Source organism: Streptomyces sp. EDA2-14 (genome assembly GCF_054963755.1).
Genome location: NZ_JBUEGE010000002.1, coordinates 311,709 through 326,614, shown reverse-complemented (window position 1 = coordinate 326,614; position 14,906 = coordinate 311,709). Strand labels below are relative to the sequence as shown.

General features: G+C 68.4%; 14 protein-coding genes. 1 reads left to right on the top strand and 13 read right to left on the bottom strand.

Going from position 1 to position 14,906, the window contains the following annotated elements; genetic code table 11:
• Window positions 1-3: 3 nt before the first annotated feature.
• From nuoL to ACY34M_RS07745, 12 genes are read right to left on the bottom strand one after another with little or no spacing between them, the layout of a single operon-like run.
• Entirely contained in the window at window positions 4-1,923 is a 1,920-nt protein-coding gene (gene nuoL, locus ACY34M_RS07800; protein ID WP_462716313.1) for an NADH-quinone oxidoreductase subunit L, read from the bottom strand.
• Window positions 1,924-1,936: 13 nt separating this feature from the next.
• Window positions 1,937-2,236, bottom strand: a complete 300-nt coding sequence (nuoK, locus tag ACY34M_RS07795; RefSeq protein ID WP_462716314.1) for an NADH-quinone oxidoreductase subunit NuoK — start codon at window positions 2,234-2,236, stop codon at window positions 1,937-1,939.
• Complete coding sequence (locus ACY34M_RS07790; protein ID WP_462716315.1) at window positions 2,233-3,069, bottom strand: NADH-quinone oxidoreductase subunit J; 837 nt, start codon at window positions 3,067-3,069, stop codon at window positions 2,233-2,235. Before ACY34M_RS07790 ends, nuoK begins: the two co-directional genes overlap by 4 nt.
• Window positions 3,066-3,701: an NADH-quinone oxidoreductase subunit NuoI gene (nuoI, locus tag ACY34M_RS07785; RefSeq protein WP_462716316.1), complete on the bottom strand. Its 636-nt coding sequence runs from the start codon at window positions 3,699-3,701 to the stop codon at window positions 3,066-3,068. The genes ACY34M_RS07790 and nuoI overlap by 4 nt, the downstream gene beginning before the upstream one ends.
• Window positions 3,694-5,082, bottom strand: coding sequence for an NADH-quinone oxidoreductase subunit NuoH (gene nuoH / locus ACY34M_RS07780; RefSeq protein ID WP_462716317.1), 1,389 nt, complete (start codon window positions 5,080-5,082; stop codon window positions 3,694-3,696). Before nuoH ends, nuoI begins: the two co-directional genes overlap by 8 nt.
• Window positions 5,079-7,580 carry an NADH-quinone oxidoreductase subunit G gene (locus tag ACY34M_RS07775; RefSeq protein ID WP_462716318.1) on the bottom strand — a complete coding sequence of 834 codons (2,502 nt, stop codon included), beginning with the start codon at window positions 7,578-7,580 and terminating at the stop codon, window positions 5,079-5,081. The genes nuoH and ACY34M_RS07775 overlap by 4 nt, the downstream gene beginning before the upstream one ends.
• Entirely contained in the window at window positions 7,577-8,944 is a 1,368-nt protein-coding gene (gene nuoF, locus ACY34M_RS07770) for an NADH-quinone oxidoreductase subunit NuoF (protein ID WP_462716319.1), read from the bottom strand. The genes ACY34M_RS07775 and nuoF overlap by 4 nt, the downstream gene beginning before the upstream one ends.
• Window positions 8,944-9,804: an NADH-quinone oxidoreductase subunit NuoE gene (gene nuoE, locus ACY34M_RS07765; RefSeq protein WP_462716320.1), complete on the bottom strand. Its 861-nt coding sequence runs from the start codon at window positions 9,802-9,804 to the stop codon at window positions 8,944-8,946. Before nuoE ends, nuoF begins: the two co-directional genes overlap by 1 nt.
• Window positions 9,801-11,135, bottom strand: coding sequence for an NADH-quinone oxidoreductase subunit D (locus ACY34M_RS07760; protein WP_462716321.1), 1,335 nt, complete (start codon window positions 11,133-11,135; stop codon window positions 9,801-9,803). Before ACY34M_RS07760 ends, nuoE begins: the two co-directional genes overlap by 4 nt.
• On the bottom strand, window positions 11,135-11,887 hold the full coding sequence (locus ACY34M_RS07755; protein WP_462716322.1) for an NADH-quinone oxidoreductase subunit C: 753 nt from the start codon (window positions 11,885-11,887) through the stop codon (window positions 11,135-11,137). The genes ACY34M_RS07760 and ACY34M_RS07755 overlap by 1 nt, the downstream gene beginning before the upstream one ends.
• Window positions 11,884-12,438 (bottom strand): NuoB/complex I 20 kDa subunit family protein, encoded by a 555-nt coding sequence (locus ACY34M_RS07750; protein WP_462716323.1) that lies wholly within the window; start codon window positions 12,436-12,438, stop codon window positions 11,884-11,886. The genes ACY34M_RS07755 and ACY34M_RS07750 overlap by 4 nt, the downstream gene beginning before the upstream one ends.
• A 34-nt stretch (window positions 12,439-12,472) precedes the next feature.
• On the bottom strand, window positions 12,473-12,832 hold the full coding sequence (locus ACY34M_RS07745) for an NADH-quinone oxidoreductase subunit A (protein WP_007383963.1): 360 nt from the start codon (window positions 12,830-12,832) through the stop codon (window positions 12,473-12,475).
• 710 nt (window positions 12,833-13,542) lie between these two features.
• Here ACY34M_RS07745 and ACY34M_RS07740 point away from each other — a divergent pair.
• Window positions 13,543-14,376 carry a C40 family peptidase gene (locus ACY34M_RS07740; RefSeq protein ID WP_462716324.1) on the top strand — a complete coding sequence of 278 codons (834 nt, stop codon included), beginning with the start codon at window positions 13,543-13,545 and terminating at the stop codon, window positions 14,374-14,376.
• A gap of 167 nt (window positions 14,377-14,543) precedes the next feature.
• On the opposite strand, the gene ACY34M_RS07735 is transcribed toward ACY34M_RS07740, so the two are convergent.
• Window positions 14,544-14,870 carry a putative quinol monooxygenase gene (locus ACY34M_RS07735; protein ID WP_462716325.1) on the bottom strand — a complete coding sequence of 109 codons (327 nt, stop codon included), beginning with the start codon at window positions 14,868-14,870 and terminating at the stop codon, window positions 14,544-14,546.
• Window positions 14,871-14,906: the final 36 nt, after the last annotated feature.

The window sequence follows — 14,906 nt, the reverse complement described above, 5'->3', positions numbered from 1 at the left end:
GTATCAGACCGCCCTCATCAGCAGGGTCACCGCGGCGATGACCGCCGCGCCGCCGAACATCGAGACGGCGTACGAGCGCACGTAGCCGTTCTGGAGTTTGCGCAGCCGACCGGACAGGCCACCGACCGAGGCCGCCGTCCCGTTGACCACCCCGTCGACCAGGGTGTGGTCGACGTACACGAGCGAGCGCGTCAGGTGCTCGCCGCCGCGCACGAGGACGACGTGGTTGAAGTCGTCCTGGAGCAGGTCGCGCCGGGCGGCGCGGGTGAGCAGCGAGCCGCGCGGGGCGACGACGGGAACCTCGCGGCGCCCGTACTGGACCCAGGCGAGCGCCACACCGATCACGAGGCACACCATGGTGGCTCCGGTGACCGCGCCCGCGCTGATGGGCGCGTGCCCGTGGTCGTGCCCGGTGACCGGCTCCAGCCAGTGCAGGAAGCGGTCGCCGATGGAGAAGAAGCCACCGGCGAAGACCGAGCCGACCGCGAGCAGGATCATCGGGATCGTCATGGACGACGGGGACTCGTGCGGGTGCGGCTCGTGTCCTTCGCCCGCGGCGGAGCCGCTGTCGGACGCTGTCGGCTGCCAGCGCTTCTCGCCGAAGAAGGTCATGATCATCACGCGGGTCATGTAGAACGCGGTGATGGCCGCGCCGAGCAGGGCGACGGAGCCGAGGATCCAGCCTTCCGTCCCGCCCTTCGCGAACGCCGCCTCGATGATCTTGTCCTTGGAGAAGAAGCCGGACAGGCCGGGGAAGCCGATGATGGCGAGATAGCCGAGACCGAACGTCACGAAGGTGATCGGCATGTACTTCCGCAGGCCGCCGAACTTCCGCATGTCGACCTCGTCGTTCATGCCGTGCATGACCGAACCGGCGCCGAGGAAGAGTCCCGCCTTGAAGAAGCCGTGCGTCACCAGGTGCATGATCGCGAAGACGTAGCCGATGGGGCCGAGGCCCGCGGCGAGGATCATGTAGCCGATCTGCGACATCGTCGAGCCGGCGAGGGCCTTCTTGATGTCGTCCTTCGCGCAACCGACGATCGCACCGAACAGCAGCGTGACCGCGCCGACGATGGTGACGACGAGCTGGGCGTCCGGCGCCCCGTTGAAGATCGCGCCGGAGCGGACGATCAGGTAGACACCCGCGGTCACCATGGTCGCGGCGTGGATGAGGGCCGAGACCGGGGTCGGGCCCTCCATCGCGTCCCCGAGCCAGGACTGCAGCGGCACCTGCGCCGACTTGCCGCACGCGGCGAGCAGCAGCATCAGGCCGATCGCGGTGAGCTTGCCCTCGGAAGTGTCACCGACGCTGTCGAGCACCGGCTTGAAGGCGAACGTCCCGAACGTCGTGAACATCAGCATGATCGCGATGGACAGACCCATGTCACCGACACGGTTGACCAGGAACGCCTTCTTCGCGGCGGTGGCCGCGCTCGGCTTGTGCTGCCAGAAGCCGATCAGCAGGTACGAGGCGAGACCCACGCCCTCCCAGCCGACGTACAGCAGCAGGTAGTTGTCGGCGAGTACGAGGAGCAGCATCGCCGCGAGGAACAGGTTCAGGTAGCCGAAGAAGCGGCGGCGCCGCTCGTCGTGCTCCATGTACCCGATCGAGTAGAGGTGGATCAGCGTGCCCACGCCGGAGATCAGCAGCACGAACGTCATCGACAGCTGGTCGAGCTGGAACGCGACGTCCGCCTGGAAGCCCTCGACGGGGATCCAGCTGAACAGGTGCTGGCTGAGCGTGCGGTCCTCGGGCCCCTTGCCGAGCAGGTCCGAGAAGAGGACGACGGCGATCACGAAGGAGGCGGCCGCGAGCACCGTGCCGAGCAGATGGCCCACCCGGTCCAAAGCCCGCCCGCCGCACAGCAGTACGGCCGCTCCGAGCAGTGGCGCCGCTACCAGCAGCGCAATGAGATTCTCCACTGGTTACGACCCCTTACAGCTTCATCAGGCTGGCGTCGTCGACCGAGGCCGAGTGGCGGGAACGGAACATCGACACGATGATCGCGAGCCCCACCACGACCTCGGCGGCGGCGACGACCATCGTGAAGAACGCGATGATCTGGCCGTCGAGATTGCCGTGCATGCGGGAGAACGCGACGAACGCGAGGTTGCACGCGTTCAGCATCAGCTCGATGCACATGAACACGACGATCGCGTTCCGCCTGATGAGCACGCCGGTGGCGCCGATCGTGAACAACAGGGCGGCGAGATACAGGTAGTTGACCGGATTCACTTCGACGCCTCCTCGGCCCGGTCGAGATCCGAACGCTCGAGACGGTCGGCCGACCGCTGCTCCAGGGCCTTCAGATCGCTCATCGCCTCACCGGAGACGTCCCGGATCTGGCCGCGGTCGCGCAGGGTCTGCATGACCGTGAGCTCCGACGGGGTGCCGTCGGGCAGCAGGCCGGCGATGTCCACCGCGTTGTGCCGGGCGTAGACGCCCGGGGCGGGCAGCGGCGGGAGGTGCTTGCCCTCGCGCACGCGCTCCTCGGCCATCTCGCGCTGCGTCTTGGCCCGCTCGGTGCGCTCGCGGTGCGTGAGCACCATCGCGCCGACGGTGGCCGTGATCAGCAGGGCGCCGGTGATCTCGAAGGCGAAGACGTACTTGGTGAAGATGAGGGACGCGAGGCCCTCCACGTTCCCCCCGGCGTTCGCCTTGCCCAGTCCGTTGAACTGCTTCAGCGAGGCGTTGCCGATCCCCGCGATGAGCAGCACCCCGAAGCCGACCCCGCACAGGGCGGCGAGCCAGCGCTGCCCCTTGATGGTCTCCTTCAGGGAGTCGGCCGCGGTGACGCCGACGAGCATGACCACGAAGAGGAACAGCATCATGATCGCGCCCGTGTAGACGACGATCTGCACGATGCCCAGGAAGTACGCCCCGTTGGCCAAGTAGAAGACCGCGAGGATGATCATGGTGCCGGCCAGACAGAGGGCGCTGTGCACGGCCTTCTTCATCAGGATCGTGCACAGGGCGCCGATGACGGCGACCGTGCCGAGGATCCAGAACTGGAAGGCCTCACCCGTCGAGGTGTTGGCGGCGAGCGTCGTCGCGAACTGCGCGCTCATACGTCGGCCCCCTCTGCACCCTCGGCGACCGGCTCCTCGGGCTTCTCGCCCTTGGAGACGGCCACTTGGCGCTCGGTGCCGGGCGCCGCCTCGGTCACCAGACCCCGGTAGTAGTCCTGCTCGTCCATGCCGGGGAAGATCGAGTGCGGGCTGTCGACCATGCCCTCGTCGAGCCCGGCGAGCAGCTGCTCCTTGGTGTAGATGAGGTTGGCGCGGCTGCTGTCGGCGAGCTCGAACTCGTTCGTCATCGTCAGCGCGCGCGTGGGGCACGCCTCGATGCACAGTCCGCACAGAATGCAGCGGGCGTAGTTGATCTGGTAGACGCGGCCGTAGCGCTCACCCGGTGAGTAGCGCTCCTCCTCCGTGTTGTCCGCGCCCTCCACGTAGATCGCGTCCGCCGGGCAGGCCCAGGCGCACAGCTCACAGCCGACGCACTTCTCCAGGCCGTCCGGATGGCGGTTGAGCTGGTGCCTGCCGTGGAAGCGGGGAGCGGTGGTCTTCGGTTGCTCCGGGTACTGCTCGGTCAGCCGCTTCTTGAACATGGCCTTGAAGGTCACGCCGAAGCCGGCGACGGGGTTCTGGAACCCCGGCTCGGTGTCCTTCTGCTGGCCGGAGTTGGTCTCGTCAGCCATCGGACGCCTCCTTTCCTTCGCGAGATCCACCGAGCGACTCGTCACTCTGAGTATCGGTGCCACCACTGACAATCAGCTCCCGCTGTCGGCGGGAGGGCCTGCGCGGCACGGGCGGCAGGGTCTGTCCGGGCAGCGGCGGCACGGGGAATCCGCCCGCCATCGGGTCGAAGGCGGCGGGCTCCTCGGCGGCCTCCCGCTGCTTGGCCCCGCGGTCGCGGAACATGTCGACGACGAACGACAGGATCAGGACCACAAGGATCGCGGCGCCGACGTACAGGGCGATGGAGGCGAAGTCGTAGTTCTCGTTGCGCAGCGTGCGCACCGTCGCCACCAGCATCAGCCACACCACGGAGACCGGGATGAGGACCTTCCAGCCGAGCTTCATCAGCTGGTCGTAGCGGACGCGGGGCAGCGTGCCGCGCAGCCAGATGAAGAAGAACAGCAGCAGCTGGACCTTGACGACGAACCAGAGCATCGGCCACCAGCCGTGGTTCGCGCCCTCCCAGAACGTGGAGATCGGCCACGGTGCGCGCCAGCCGCCCAGGAAGAGCGTCACGGACACCGCCGAGACCGTCACCATGTTCACGTACTCGGCGAGCATGAACATCGCGAACTTGATGGAGGAGTACTCGGTGTTGAAGCCACCGACGAGGTCGCCCTCGGACTCCGGCATGTCGAACGGGGCGCGGTTCGTCTCGCCGACCATCGTCACGATGTAGAGCAGGAACGACACCGGCAGCAGCAGGATGTACCAGCGGTCGTGCTGCTGGGCGACGATCTCCGACGTCGACATCGAGCCCGAGTACAGGAACACCGAGGCGAAGGACGCGCCCATCGCGATCTCGTACGAGATCATCTGCGCGCACGAGCGCAATCCGCCGAGCAGCGGATACGTCGACCCGGACGACCAGCCCGCGAGGACGATGCCGTAGATGCCGACGGAGGCGACCGCGAGGATGTAGAGCATCGCGATCGGCAGGTCGGTGAGCTGCATCGTCGTGCGGTGGCCGAAGATCGAGATCTCGTTGCCCGCGGGGCCGAACGGGATCACCGCGATCGCCATGAAGGCGGGGATCGCCGCGACGATCGGCGCGAGGATGTAGACCACCTTGTCGGCGCGCTTGACGACGACGTCTTCCTTGAGCATCAGCTTGATGCCGTCGGCGAGCGACTGGAGCATGCCCCAGGGCCCGTGCCGGTTCGGGCCGATGCGCAGCTGCATCCAGGCGACGACCTTGCGCTCCCACACGATGGAGAACAGCACGGTCAGCATCACGAAGGCGAAGCAGAAGACCGCCTTGATGACGACGAGCCACCAGGGGTCGCGACCGAACATGGACAGGTCTTCGAGCGCCATGGTGTTGAGCGCTGCTGGACTCATGACTGCACCTCCGGGGCTCCGGCGGCGACGGCCGGGCCGATCTTCACCAGGTCGCCGGGGACGGCCCCCGTGTCCGAGGCAACGCCGCCACCCGCGGAGTTGAGCGGCAGCCACACGACGCGGTCGGGCATCTCGGTGACCTGGAGGGGGAACGCGACGCTGCCCCTGGCCCCGGTGACCGTCAGCACGTCACCGTCCTTCACGCCCGCCTCCTCGGCGGTCGCGGCGGACACGCGCGCGAGGGCGGCGTGCCGAGTCCCGGCGAGCGCGTCGTCGCCCTCCTGGAGGCGGCCCTGGTCGAGCAGCAGCCGGTGACCGGCGAGGACGGCCTCCCCGGAGGAGGGCTTCGGGAGCGGGCCCGCGGTATCCAGGGGTTCCGTGGCGTGCGGCCCGTCCCAGTTGCCGAGCCGGTCCAACTCGCGGCGCAGCGAGCGCAGATCAGGAAGACCGAGGTGGACGTCCATGGCGTCGGCCATCATCTGCAGCACGCGCGCGTCCGTGGGCGCGACACGTCGCGTCATCTGGTCGGGCTTCAGCGCGGCCTCGAACATCCGGGCGCGCCCCTCCCAGTTGAGGAACGTGCCCGCCTTCTCCGCGACCGCGGCCACCGGAAGGACGACGTCGGCGTGGTCGGTGACCTCGCTGGGCCGCTGCTCCAGGGAGACCACGAAACCCACCTCGTGAAGGGCTTCACGTGCGCGCGCCGGGGACGGCAGGTCGGCGACCTCGACGCCGGCGACGACCAGCGCCAGCAGCTCGCCGGTGGCGGCGGCCTCCACGATCTGGCCGGTGTCGCGTCCGTGGCGGTGCGGCAGGTCGGCCACACCCCAGGTGGCGGCCACCTCGCCCCGCGCGCGCGGGTCGGTCGCGGGCCGCCCGCCCGGCAGCAGCGACGGCAGCGCGCCGGCCTCGACGGCGCCGCGCTCACCGGCCCGGCGCGGGATCCACACCAGCTGGGCCCCGGTCGCGGACGCGGCCCGAACGGCGGCCGTGAGACCACCGGACACGGCCGCGACCCGCTCGCCGACGACGATCACGGCACCTTCGCCGCGCAGCGCCTGCGCGGCGTCCGCTCCCCCGCCTTCGAGACCCACCCCGGAGGCGAGCGCGTCCAGCCACTCGGGCTCGGTGCCGGGAGCGGCGGGCAGCAGCGTGCCGCCCGCCTTCTCCAGGCCGCGCGTCGCATGCGTGGAGAGCGAGTAGACCTTCTGGCCGCTCTTCCGCCACGCCTTGCGGAGCTTGAGGAAGACGCCGGGCGCCTCCTCCTCCGACTCGAACCCGACGAGGAGGACCGCGGGGGCCTTCTCCAGCGCGGTGTACGTGACGCCCTGGCCGTCCAGATCACGACCGCGACCGGCGACGCGCGCCGCCAGGAAGTCGGCCTCCTCGCTGCTGTGCACGCGCGCGCGGAAGTCGATGTCGTTCGTGTCGAGGGCGACGCGGGTGAACTTGCTGTACGCGTAGGCGTCCTCGACGGTGAGCCGGCCACCGGTCAGCACCCCGGCCCGGCCGCGGGCTGCGGCGAGCCCGCGCGCGGCGGTCTCCAGCGCCTCCGGCCAGGAAGCGGGCCGCAGTTCACCGCTCTCCGCGTCCCGTACGAGGGGGTGGGTGATCCGGTCGGGCTTCTGCGCGTAACGGAAGCCGAAGCGGCCCTTGTCGCAGATCCACTCCTCGTTGACCTCGGGGTCGTTGGCCGCGAGGCGGCGCATGACCTTGCCGCGCCGGTGGTCGGTGCGGGTCGCGCAGCCGCCCGAGCAGTGCTCGCACACGCTCGGCGACGAGACGAGGTCGAAGGGCCGGGAGCGGAACCGGTACGCCGCCGAGGTCAGCGCGCCGACCGGGCAGATCTGGATGGTGTTCCCGGAGAAGTACGACTCGAAGGGGTCGCCCTCGCCCGTGCCGACCTGCTGGAGCGCGCCGCGCTCGATCAGCTCGATCATCGGGTCGCCCGCGATCTGGTTGGAGAACCGGGTGCAGCGGGCGCACAGCACGCACCGCTCACGGTCGAGCAGCACCTGCTTCGAGATAGGCACCGGCTTCTCGTAGGTGCGCTTCTTGCCCTCGAAGCGCGAGTCGGCCTGGCCGTGCGACATGGCCTGGTTCTGCAGCGGGCACTCGCCGCCCTTGTCGCAGACCGGGCAGTCGAGGGGGTGGTTGATGAGCAGCAGCTCCATGACCCCCTTCTGCGCCTTCTCGGCGACCGGGGAGGAGAGCTGGCTCTTGACCACCATGCCGTCGGTACAGGTGATGGTGCAGGACGCCATCGGCTTGCGCTGGCCCTCCACCTCCACGATGCACTGCCTGCAGGCGCCTGCCGGGTCGAGCAGCGGGTGGTCGCAGAACCGGGGGATCTCGATGCCCAGCATCTCGGCGGCCCGGATGACCAGCGTGCCCTTGGGGACGCTGATTTCGATGCCGTCGATGGTGAGGGAGACGAGGTCCTCCGGCGGAACGGCCGCTTCGCCGCCCCCGGAGGGAGCGTTGGTCGTGACGGTCACGCGTTCACCTCCGTGCGGTGCTTGTCGCCCCGGTCCGCCCAGAGCGTGGACTTGGCCGGGTCGAAGGGGCAGGCCTTGCCCGTGACGTGCTGCTCGTACTCCTCGCGGAAGTACTTGAGCGAGGAGAAGATCGGCGAGGCGGCGCCGTCGCCGAGGGCGCAGAACGACTTGCCGTTGATGTTGTCGGCGATGTCGTTCAGCTTGTCGAGGTCGGACATCGTGCCCTTGCCGGCCTCGATGTCCCGCAGCAACTGCACCAGCCAGTACGTTCCTTCACGGCACGGCGTGCACTTTCCGCAGGACTCGTGGGCGTAGAACTCGGTCCACCTCGTGACCGCGCGCACGACGCAGGTCGTCTCGTCGAAGCACTGCAGCGCCTTGGTGCCGAGCATCGATCCGGCGGCGCCGACGCCCTCGTAGTCGAGGGGGACGTCGAGGTGCTCCTCGGTGAACATCGGGGTCGAACTGCCGCCGGGGGTCCAGAACTTGAGGCGGTGGCCGGGACGCATGCCGCCGCTCATGTCGAGCAGCTGGCGCAGCGTGATGCCGAGCGGGGCCTCGTACTGGCCGGGGCTCGCGACGTGGCCGCTGAGCGAGTACAGCGTGAAGCCCGGGGACTTCTCGCTGCCCATCGACTTGAACCAGTCCTTGCCCCGATTGATGATCGCGGGAACCGACGCGATGGACTCGACGTTGTTCACCACAGTGGGGCAGGCGTAGAGGCCGGCGACGGCAGGGAAGGGGGGACGCAGTCGCGGCTGACCACGGCGGCCTTCGAGCGAGTCCAGGAGTGCGGTCTCCTCACCACAGATGTACGCGCCCGCGCCGGCGTGCACGGTGAGCTCAAGGTTGAGACCGCTGCCCAGGACGTTCTGCCCGAGATACCCCGCGGCGTAGGCCTCGCGCACGGCCTCGTGCAGGCGCCGCAGTACGGGGACCACTTCACCGCGCAAGTAGATGAACGCGTGCTCGGAACGGATCGCGTAACAGGCGATCACGATGCCCTCGATGAGGCTGTGCGGGTTCGCGAAGAGGAGCGGGATGTCCTTGCAGGTCCCCGGCTCCGATTCGTCGGCGTTGACAACTAGATAGTGCGGCTTGCCGTCTCCCTGCGGGATGAACTGCCACTTCATCCCGGTCGGGAACCCGGCGCCACCACGCCCGCGGAGCCCCGCGTCCTTCACATACGCGATCAGGTCGTCCGGTTCCATGGCGAGGGCCTTGCGCAGCCCCTCGTATCCCTCGTGCCGGCGGTACACATCCAAAGACCAGGACTTGTCCTGGTCCCAGAAGGCCGACAGGACCGGAGAGAGCAGCTTCTCCGGGCTGGTGTCGTTGTTGTCGATCTCGGCTGCCAAGGTCATCACTCCCCCTCCTCGGCGGTCGGTCCCGCTGGGTGTGCGGGGTCGGAGGCCGACGTGTCCTGCGGCGCGTCGTGCGAGCTCAAGTGCTCGGTGGGCGACGGGTCGTGGGGCTGGTCGCCCTCGGCGCCGCCACCGCGCGGGTGGACCACGCGCGCGGGCTCCGTCTCGCCCTTGGCCAGGCGCAGCCCGATCAGCGAGGCGGGTCCTGCGCTGCCGCTCGCCTCGACGGAGCCTTCGCGCTCGTCCGGGAAACCGGCCAGGATGCGCGCGGTCTCCTTGAAGGTGCACAGAGGGGCGCCGCGCGTGGGTGACACCTGCGCGCCCCCGCGCAGGTCGTCGACGAGCTGCTTGGCGGTCTCGGGCGTCTGGTTGTCGAAGAACTCCCAGTTGACCATCACCACGGGAGCGAAATCACAAGCGGCGTTGCACTCGATGTGCTCCAGCGTGATTCTGCCGTCGTCCGTGGTGCCGTTGTTGCCGACGCCGAGGTGCTCCTGGAGCGACTCGAAGATGGCGTCCCCGCCCATGACGGCGCACAGCGTGTTGGTGCAGACGCCGACCTGGTAGTCGCCGCTCGGCTTCCTGCGGTACATCGTGTAGAAGGTCGCGACGGCCGTGACCTCGGCGGTGGTCAGGTCGAGCATGTCCGCGCAGAACTGCATTCCGGTGCGCGTGACATGGCCCTCCTCCGACTGCACGAGATGCAGCAGCGGGAGCAGCGCCGAGCGGGAGCCGGGGTAGCGGGAGATGATCTCCTTCGCGTCGGCCTCCAGGCGGGTTCGGACGTCGTCCGGGTACGCGGGCGCGGGCAGCTGTGGCATGCCCAGACTCACGCCCTGCTCCGAAGAACTGGTGGTCACCGGTCGACGCCTCCCATCACGGGGTCGATGGACGCGACGGCGACGATGACGTCGGCGACCTGGCCGCCCTCGCACATCGCCGCCATGGCCTGAAGGTTGGTGAAGGACGGGTCGCGGAAGTGGACCCTGAACGGGCGGGTGCCGCCGTCGGACACGGCGTGCACACCCAGCTCGCCCTTGGGCGACTCCACGGCGGTGTACGCCTGTCCCGGCGGGACGCGGAAGCCCTCGGTCACCAGCTTGAAGTGGTGGATGAGGGCCTCCATGGAGGTGCCCATGATGTTCTTGATGTGGTCGAGCGAGTTGCCCAGGCCGTCCGGGCCGAGGGCCAGTTGGGCGGGCCAGGCGATCTTCTTGTCACCGACCATGACCGGGCCCGGCTCCAGGCGGTCCAGGCACTGCTCGACGATGCGCAGCGACTGGCGCATCTCCTCCAGGCGGATCAGGAAGCGTCCGTAGGAGTCGCAGGTGTCGGCGGTCGGGATGTCGAAGTCGTAGTTCTCGTAGCCGCAGTAGGGCTGCGCCTTGCGCAGGTCGTGCGGCAGGCCGGCGGAGCGCAGGATCGGTCCTGTGGCGCCGAGGGCCATGCAGCCCGCGAGGTCGAGGTAGCCGACGTCCTGCATGCGGGCCTTGAAGATGGGGTTCCCGGTGGCGAGCTTGTCGTACTCGGGAAGGTTCTTCTTCATCTTCTTCACGAACTCGCGCAGCGCGTCCACCGCGCCGGGCGGCAGGTCCTGGGCGAGTCCGCCGGGCCGGATGTACGCGTGGTTCATCCGCAGGCCGGTGATCAACTCGTAGACATCGAGAACGAGTTCACGATCCCGGAATCCGTAGATCATGATCGTGGTCGCGCCGAGCTCCATGCCACCGGTGGCGATGGCCACCAGGTGCGAGGACATCCGGTTCAGCTCCATGAGGAGCACGCGGATGATGTTGGCGCGGTCCGGGATCTCGTCCTCGATGCCGAGGAGCTTCTCCACGGCCAGGCAGTACGCCGTCTCGTTGTAGAACGGCGTCAGGTAGTCCATGCGCGTCACGAACGTGGTGCCCTGCGTCCACGTGCGGTATTCGAGGTTCTTCTCGATGCCGGTGTGGAGGTAGCCGATGCCGCAGCGGGCCTCGGTGACCGTCTCGCCGTCGATCTCCAGGATCAGGCGCAACACCCCGTGCGTGGAGGGGTGCTGGGGTCCCATGTTGACGATGATGCGCTCGTCGTCGGACTTGGCCGCCGACTGGGCGACCTCGTCCCAGTCGCCTCCGGTGACCGTGTAGACGGTGCCTTCGGTGGTCTCGCGCGACGAGGCGGAGGGGGCAGAAGAAGTGGAAGACATCAGCTGTACGACCTCCGCTGGTCCGGAGCCGGGATCTGGGCGCCCTTGTACTCGACGGGGATGCCGCCGAGCGGGTAGTCCTTGCGCTGCGGGAAGCCCTGCCAGTCGTCCGGCATCATGATCCGCGTCAGCGCGGGGTGGCCGTCGAAGACGAGACCGAAGAAGTCGTACGCCTCTCGCTCGTGCCAGTCGTTCGTCGGATACACCGGGACCAGGGACGGGATGTGCGGGTCCGCGTCGGGCACGGAGACCTCGAGGCGGATCAGCCGGTTGTGGGTGATCGAGCGCAGGTGGTAGACGGCGTGCAGCTCGCGGCCCTTGTCCTCGGGGTAGTTCACCGCCGAGACCCCCGTGCACAGTTCGAAGCGCAGGGCCGGGTCGTCGCGCAGGGTGCGGGCGACGCGGACCAGGTGCTCGCGCTCGATGTGGAAGGTGAGCTCGCCGCGGTCGACGACCGTCTTGTCGATGGCGTTCTCGGGGACGAGGTCCTGCTCCTCCAGGGCGCCCTCCAGCTCGTCCGCCACCTCGTCGAACCAGCCGCCGTAGGGGCGGGAGGATTCGCCGGGCAGCCGGATCGAGCGGACGAGGCCGCCGTAGCCGGAGGTGTCGCCGCCGTTGTTGGCGCCGAACATGCCGCGCTGTACGCGGATCTCCTCGCCCTGGTCGCCGCGCTGCCCCGGGAGGTTGGAGGCGCTGAGGTCCTTTTCGGGGTTGACCCCGTTCGATCCCTTGTCGCTGTGCGCGTCGCTCACCGCAGCAGCCCCTTCATCTCGATCGTCGGGAGCGCCTTGCGCGCCGCTTCCTCCGCCTCACGGGCCGCCTCCTCGGCGTTCACGCCGAGCTTGGAGGACTGCACCTTCTGATGGAGCTTGAGAATCGCGTCCATCAGCATCTCGGGCCGGGGCGGGCAGCCGGGCAGATAGATGTCGACCGGGACGACGTGGTCGACGCCCTGCACGATCGCGTAGTTGTTGAACATCCCGCCGGAGGATGCGCAGACGCCCATGGAGATGACCCACTTCGGGTTCGGCATCTGGTCGTAGACCTGGCGCAGGACGGGCGCCATCTTCTGGCTCACCCGCCCGGCCACGATCATCAGGTCCGCCTGGCGGGGTGAGCCGCGGAAGACCTCCATGCCGAATCGCGCCAGGTCGTAGCGGCCCGCGCCCGTCGTCATCATTTCGATGGCGCAGCAGGCGAGTCCGAACGTGGCGGGAAACATGGACGACTTGCGCACCCAGCCGGCCGCCTGCTCGACGGTGGTCAGCAGGAATCCGCTCGGCAGCTTTTCTTCGAGTCCCATTGGTCTGTGGCTCCCGGTCTCCCCTATACGGGGCTCAGTCCCATTCCAGGCCGCCGCGCCGCCATACGTACGCGTACGCGACGAAGACGGTGAGCACGAAGAGCAGCATCTCTACGAGCCCGAACACCCCAAGGGCGTCGAAGGTGACGGCCCAGGGGTAGAGGAAGACGATCTCGATGTCGAAGACGATGAAGAGCATCGCCGTCAGGTAGTACTTGATGGGGAAGCGCCCGCCACCGGCCGGCGTGGGGGTCGGCTCGATCCCGCACTCGTAGGCCTCTAGCTTGGCCCGGTTGTACCGCTTTGGACCGATAAGCGTGGCCATGACCACGGAGAAGATCGCAAAGCCTGCCCCGAGGGCTCCCAGTACGAGGATGGGCGCATAAGCGTTCACCGCTCCTCGCTCCTCTCAGTCGGCGCTGACTGCTGGCGGTTGCATGAACTCGCGCCCCGCGCCCCACGTCCTGCGAACGGTCGAAGATCGCTTACATGTGAAGCGGGTCACAAGCCCAACTTGCCCCGCATCCTATGCCTGCAACTCTGTGATCTGCGACACGGGGTACGCCAACTACTTTGTGATCTCCACCACCTGACGAAGGATCATGAAGTCGGATGAGCGGTGATCTTCACACGCGAAGCACCTGAGTGATCACCAGTGGTGACAACTTGCCGGGTTACCCCTGGTCGGAGAGGTGCGCCCTCTATCAAGAGGGGGAGATCGCAAGCAAATTGGTGCTGGACACGGTTGGCTGATAGTGGAGCCCGTTCACACCTTGGAGGGACAGGTGTGAACGGCGGTGGACGCGAGATGTGTTCATCCGGTGTGCACCGCACCCCCTAGGGGCCGGCTTGTGACCTGCGTCACGCATCAGTCACACCGTCAGAAACCGGGCTTGGCCAACGGCCTCAACGGGTGGTAAGCGTGGGGCAATTCGGGCGTATTGCTGAAAACACGTGCTCAGAGCCTCGCCGACTGCTGTCCAATTTGCCCGTTACGGCGTCAATAAAGCCTGTCGGGCCCCGGTTTCGGCCCTCCGCTTCACAACTGTGGCGCACCACACGTTTCTTGAAGGGATCGGGGAGGCCCTGATACCGGTTGGTCTCATGTCCCACACCGCTCACATACCCAGCCACCGGAAGCCCCGTCGCAGCGCCTCGAAGCGGGCCCTGCGCGCCGGAGTTACCGGTGGCGTCCTCAGCACCCTGGCAGTCGCTGGTGCGGCTGGTTCGGCAACCGCCGCCGAGCCCGTGACGCAGACCATCGAGATGCCCACGCTCACCAACGACCTCTCCTCCCAGGTCGCCCAGTCCGCGGAAGCCACCCAGCAGGCCGCGGCGAACTACCAGGTCCAGGCCGAGCGCGACGCCGCGTTCGACAAGGCCGCGGACCAGGCGAAGAAGGACCAGGTCGCCGCCGAGAAGAAGGCGGAGGCCCAGAAGAAGGCCGAAGCCAAGGCGAAGGCCGAGGCCGCCGCCAAGCGCGAGGCCGCCGAGAAGGCCGCCGCCTCCCGCTCCAGCGAGCGCACCACGCTCCAGGCGACGGCGTCCTCGTCCTCCTCCGACGAGGTCTCCGCCCCGGCCAGCGGCTCCGCCGCCGCCGTGGTGTCGTTCGTGAAGTCGCACATCGGTGACGCCTACGTGTCCGGTGGCACGGGTCCCAGCTCGTGGGACTGCTCGGGTCTCGTGCAGGCCGCGTACAAGCAGGCCGGTGTCGACCTGCCGCGCGTCTCGCAGGACCAGTCGACGCAGGGCACCCAGGTCGGCCTCGACAACCTGCAGCCCGGCGACATCCTCTACTGGGGTGGCTCCGGCAGCGCCTACCACGTCGCGATCTACGTGGGCGGCGGCAAGTTCGTCGGTGCGCAGAACTCCTCCACCGGCGTCGTCGAGCAGCCGCTTTCCTACGACCAGCCGACCGGCGCGGTGCGCGTTCTCTGAGGTTCCTGTGAACTTCCGGGCCCTCAGGGGCCCCGCGGTCCGCTGAGGCCGCACACGGCCGCCTGAAGCCCTTCACGGGCTCTCGCGCGCAAGGCGAAGGCCGCCGCTCCCCTCACGGGGTGCGGCGGCCTTCGGTGTTTGTCCGGAAAACCGGTGATTCCTGCGGCTCAGGCCTGCGGGGAGAGCTCGCCCATCTCGCCCCAACCCTCGTTCGGGATGTCGGCGTTGATGATCTCCGGGGTGGACGCGATGAGCGGGGCCATGGTCTCCATGCCCGCCTTGAAGTGGTCGGAGTTCACGTGCACGGCGCCCGCGGCGGCGTCCCGGAAGCCCTCGATGACGACGAACTGGTTGGGGTCGTCGACGCTGCGGGACCACTCGTAGAAGAGGTTGCCCTCCTCGGCGCGGGTGGCCTCGGTGAACGCGGCGGTCTTCTCCAGCCACGTGTCGGCGTGCTCGGGACGGACGGTGAACTTCACGGCGATGAAAATCATGGGGTCAGCCTCCCTCCGACCAGGCCTTACGGCCAA

Coding starts and splice junctions, on each gene's coding strand:
- ACY34M_RS07790 (WP_462716315.1), bottom strand. CDS start 3,069: ATGAGCGCGCAGTTCGCGACGACGCTCGCCGCCAACACCTCGACGGGT.
- nuoI (WP_462716316.1), bottom strand. CDS start 3,701: ATGGCTGACGAGACCAACTCCGGCCAGCAGAAGGACACCGAGCCGGGG.
- nuoH (WP_462716317.1), bottom strand. CDS start 5,082: ATGAGTCCAGCAGCGCTCAACACCATGGCGCTCGAAGACCTGTCCATG.
- nuoF (WP_462716319.1), bottom strand. CDS start 8,944: ATGACCTTGGCAGCCGAGATCGACAACAACGACACCAGCCCGGAGAAG.
- ACY34M_RS07760 (WP_462716321.1), bottom strand. CDS start 11,135: ATGTCTTCCACTTCTTCTGCCCCCTCCGCCTCGTCGCGCGAGACCACC.
- ACY34M_RS07750 (WP_462716323.1), bottom strand. CDS start 12,438: ATGGGACTCGAAGAAAAGCTGCCGAGCGGATTCCTGCTGACCACCGTC.
- ACY34M_RS07740 (WP_462716324.1), top strand. CDS start 13,543: ATGTCCCACACCGCTCACATACCCAGCCACCGGAAGCCCCGTCGCAGC.
- ACY34M_RS07735 (WP_462716325.1), bottom strand. CDS start 14,870: ATGATTTTCATCGCCGTGAAGTTCACCGTCCGTCCCGAGCACGCCGAC.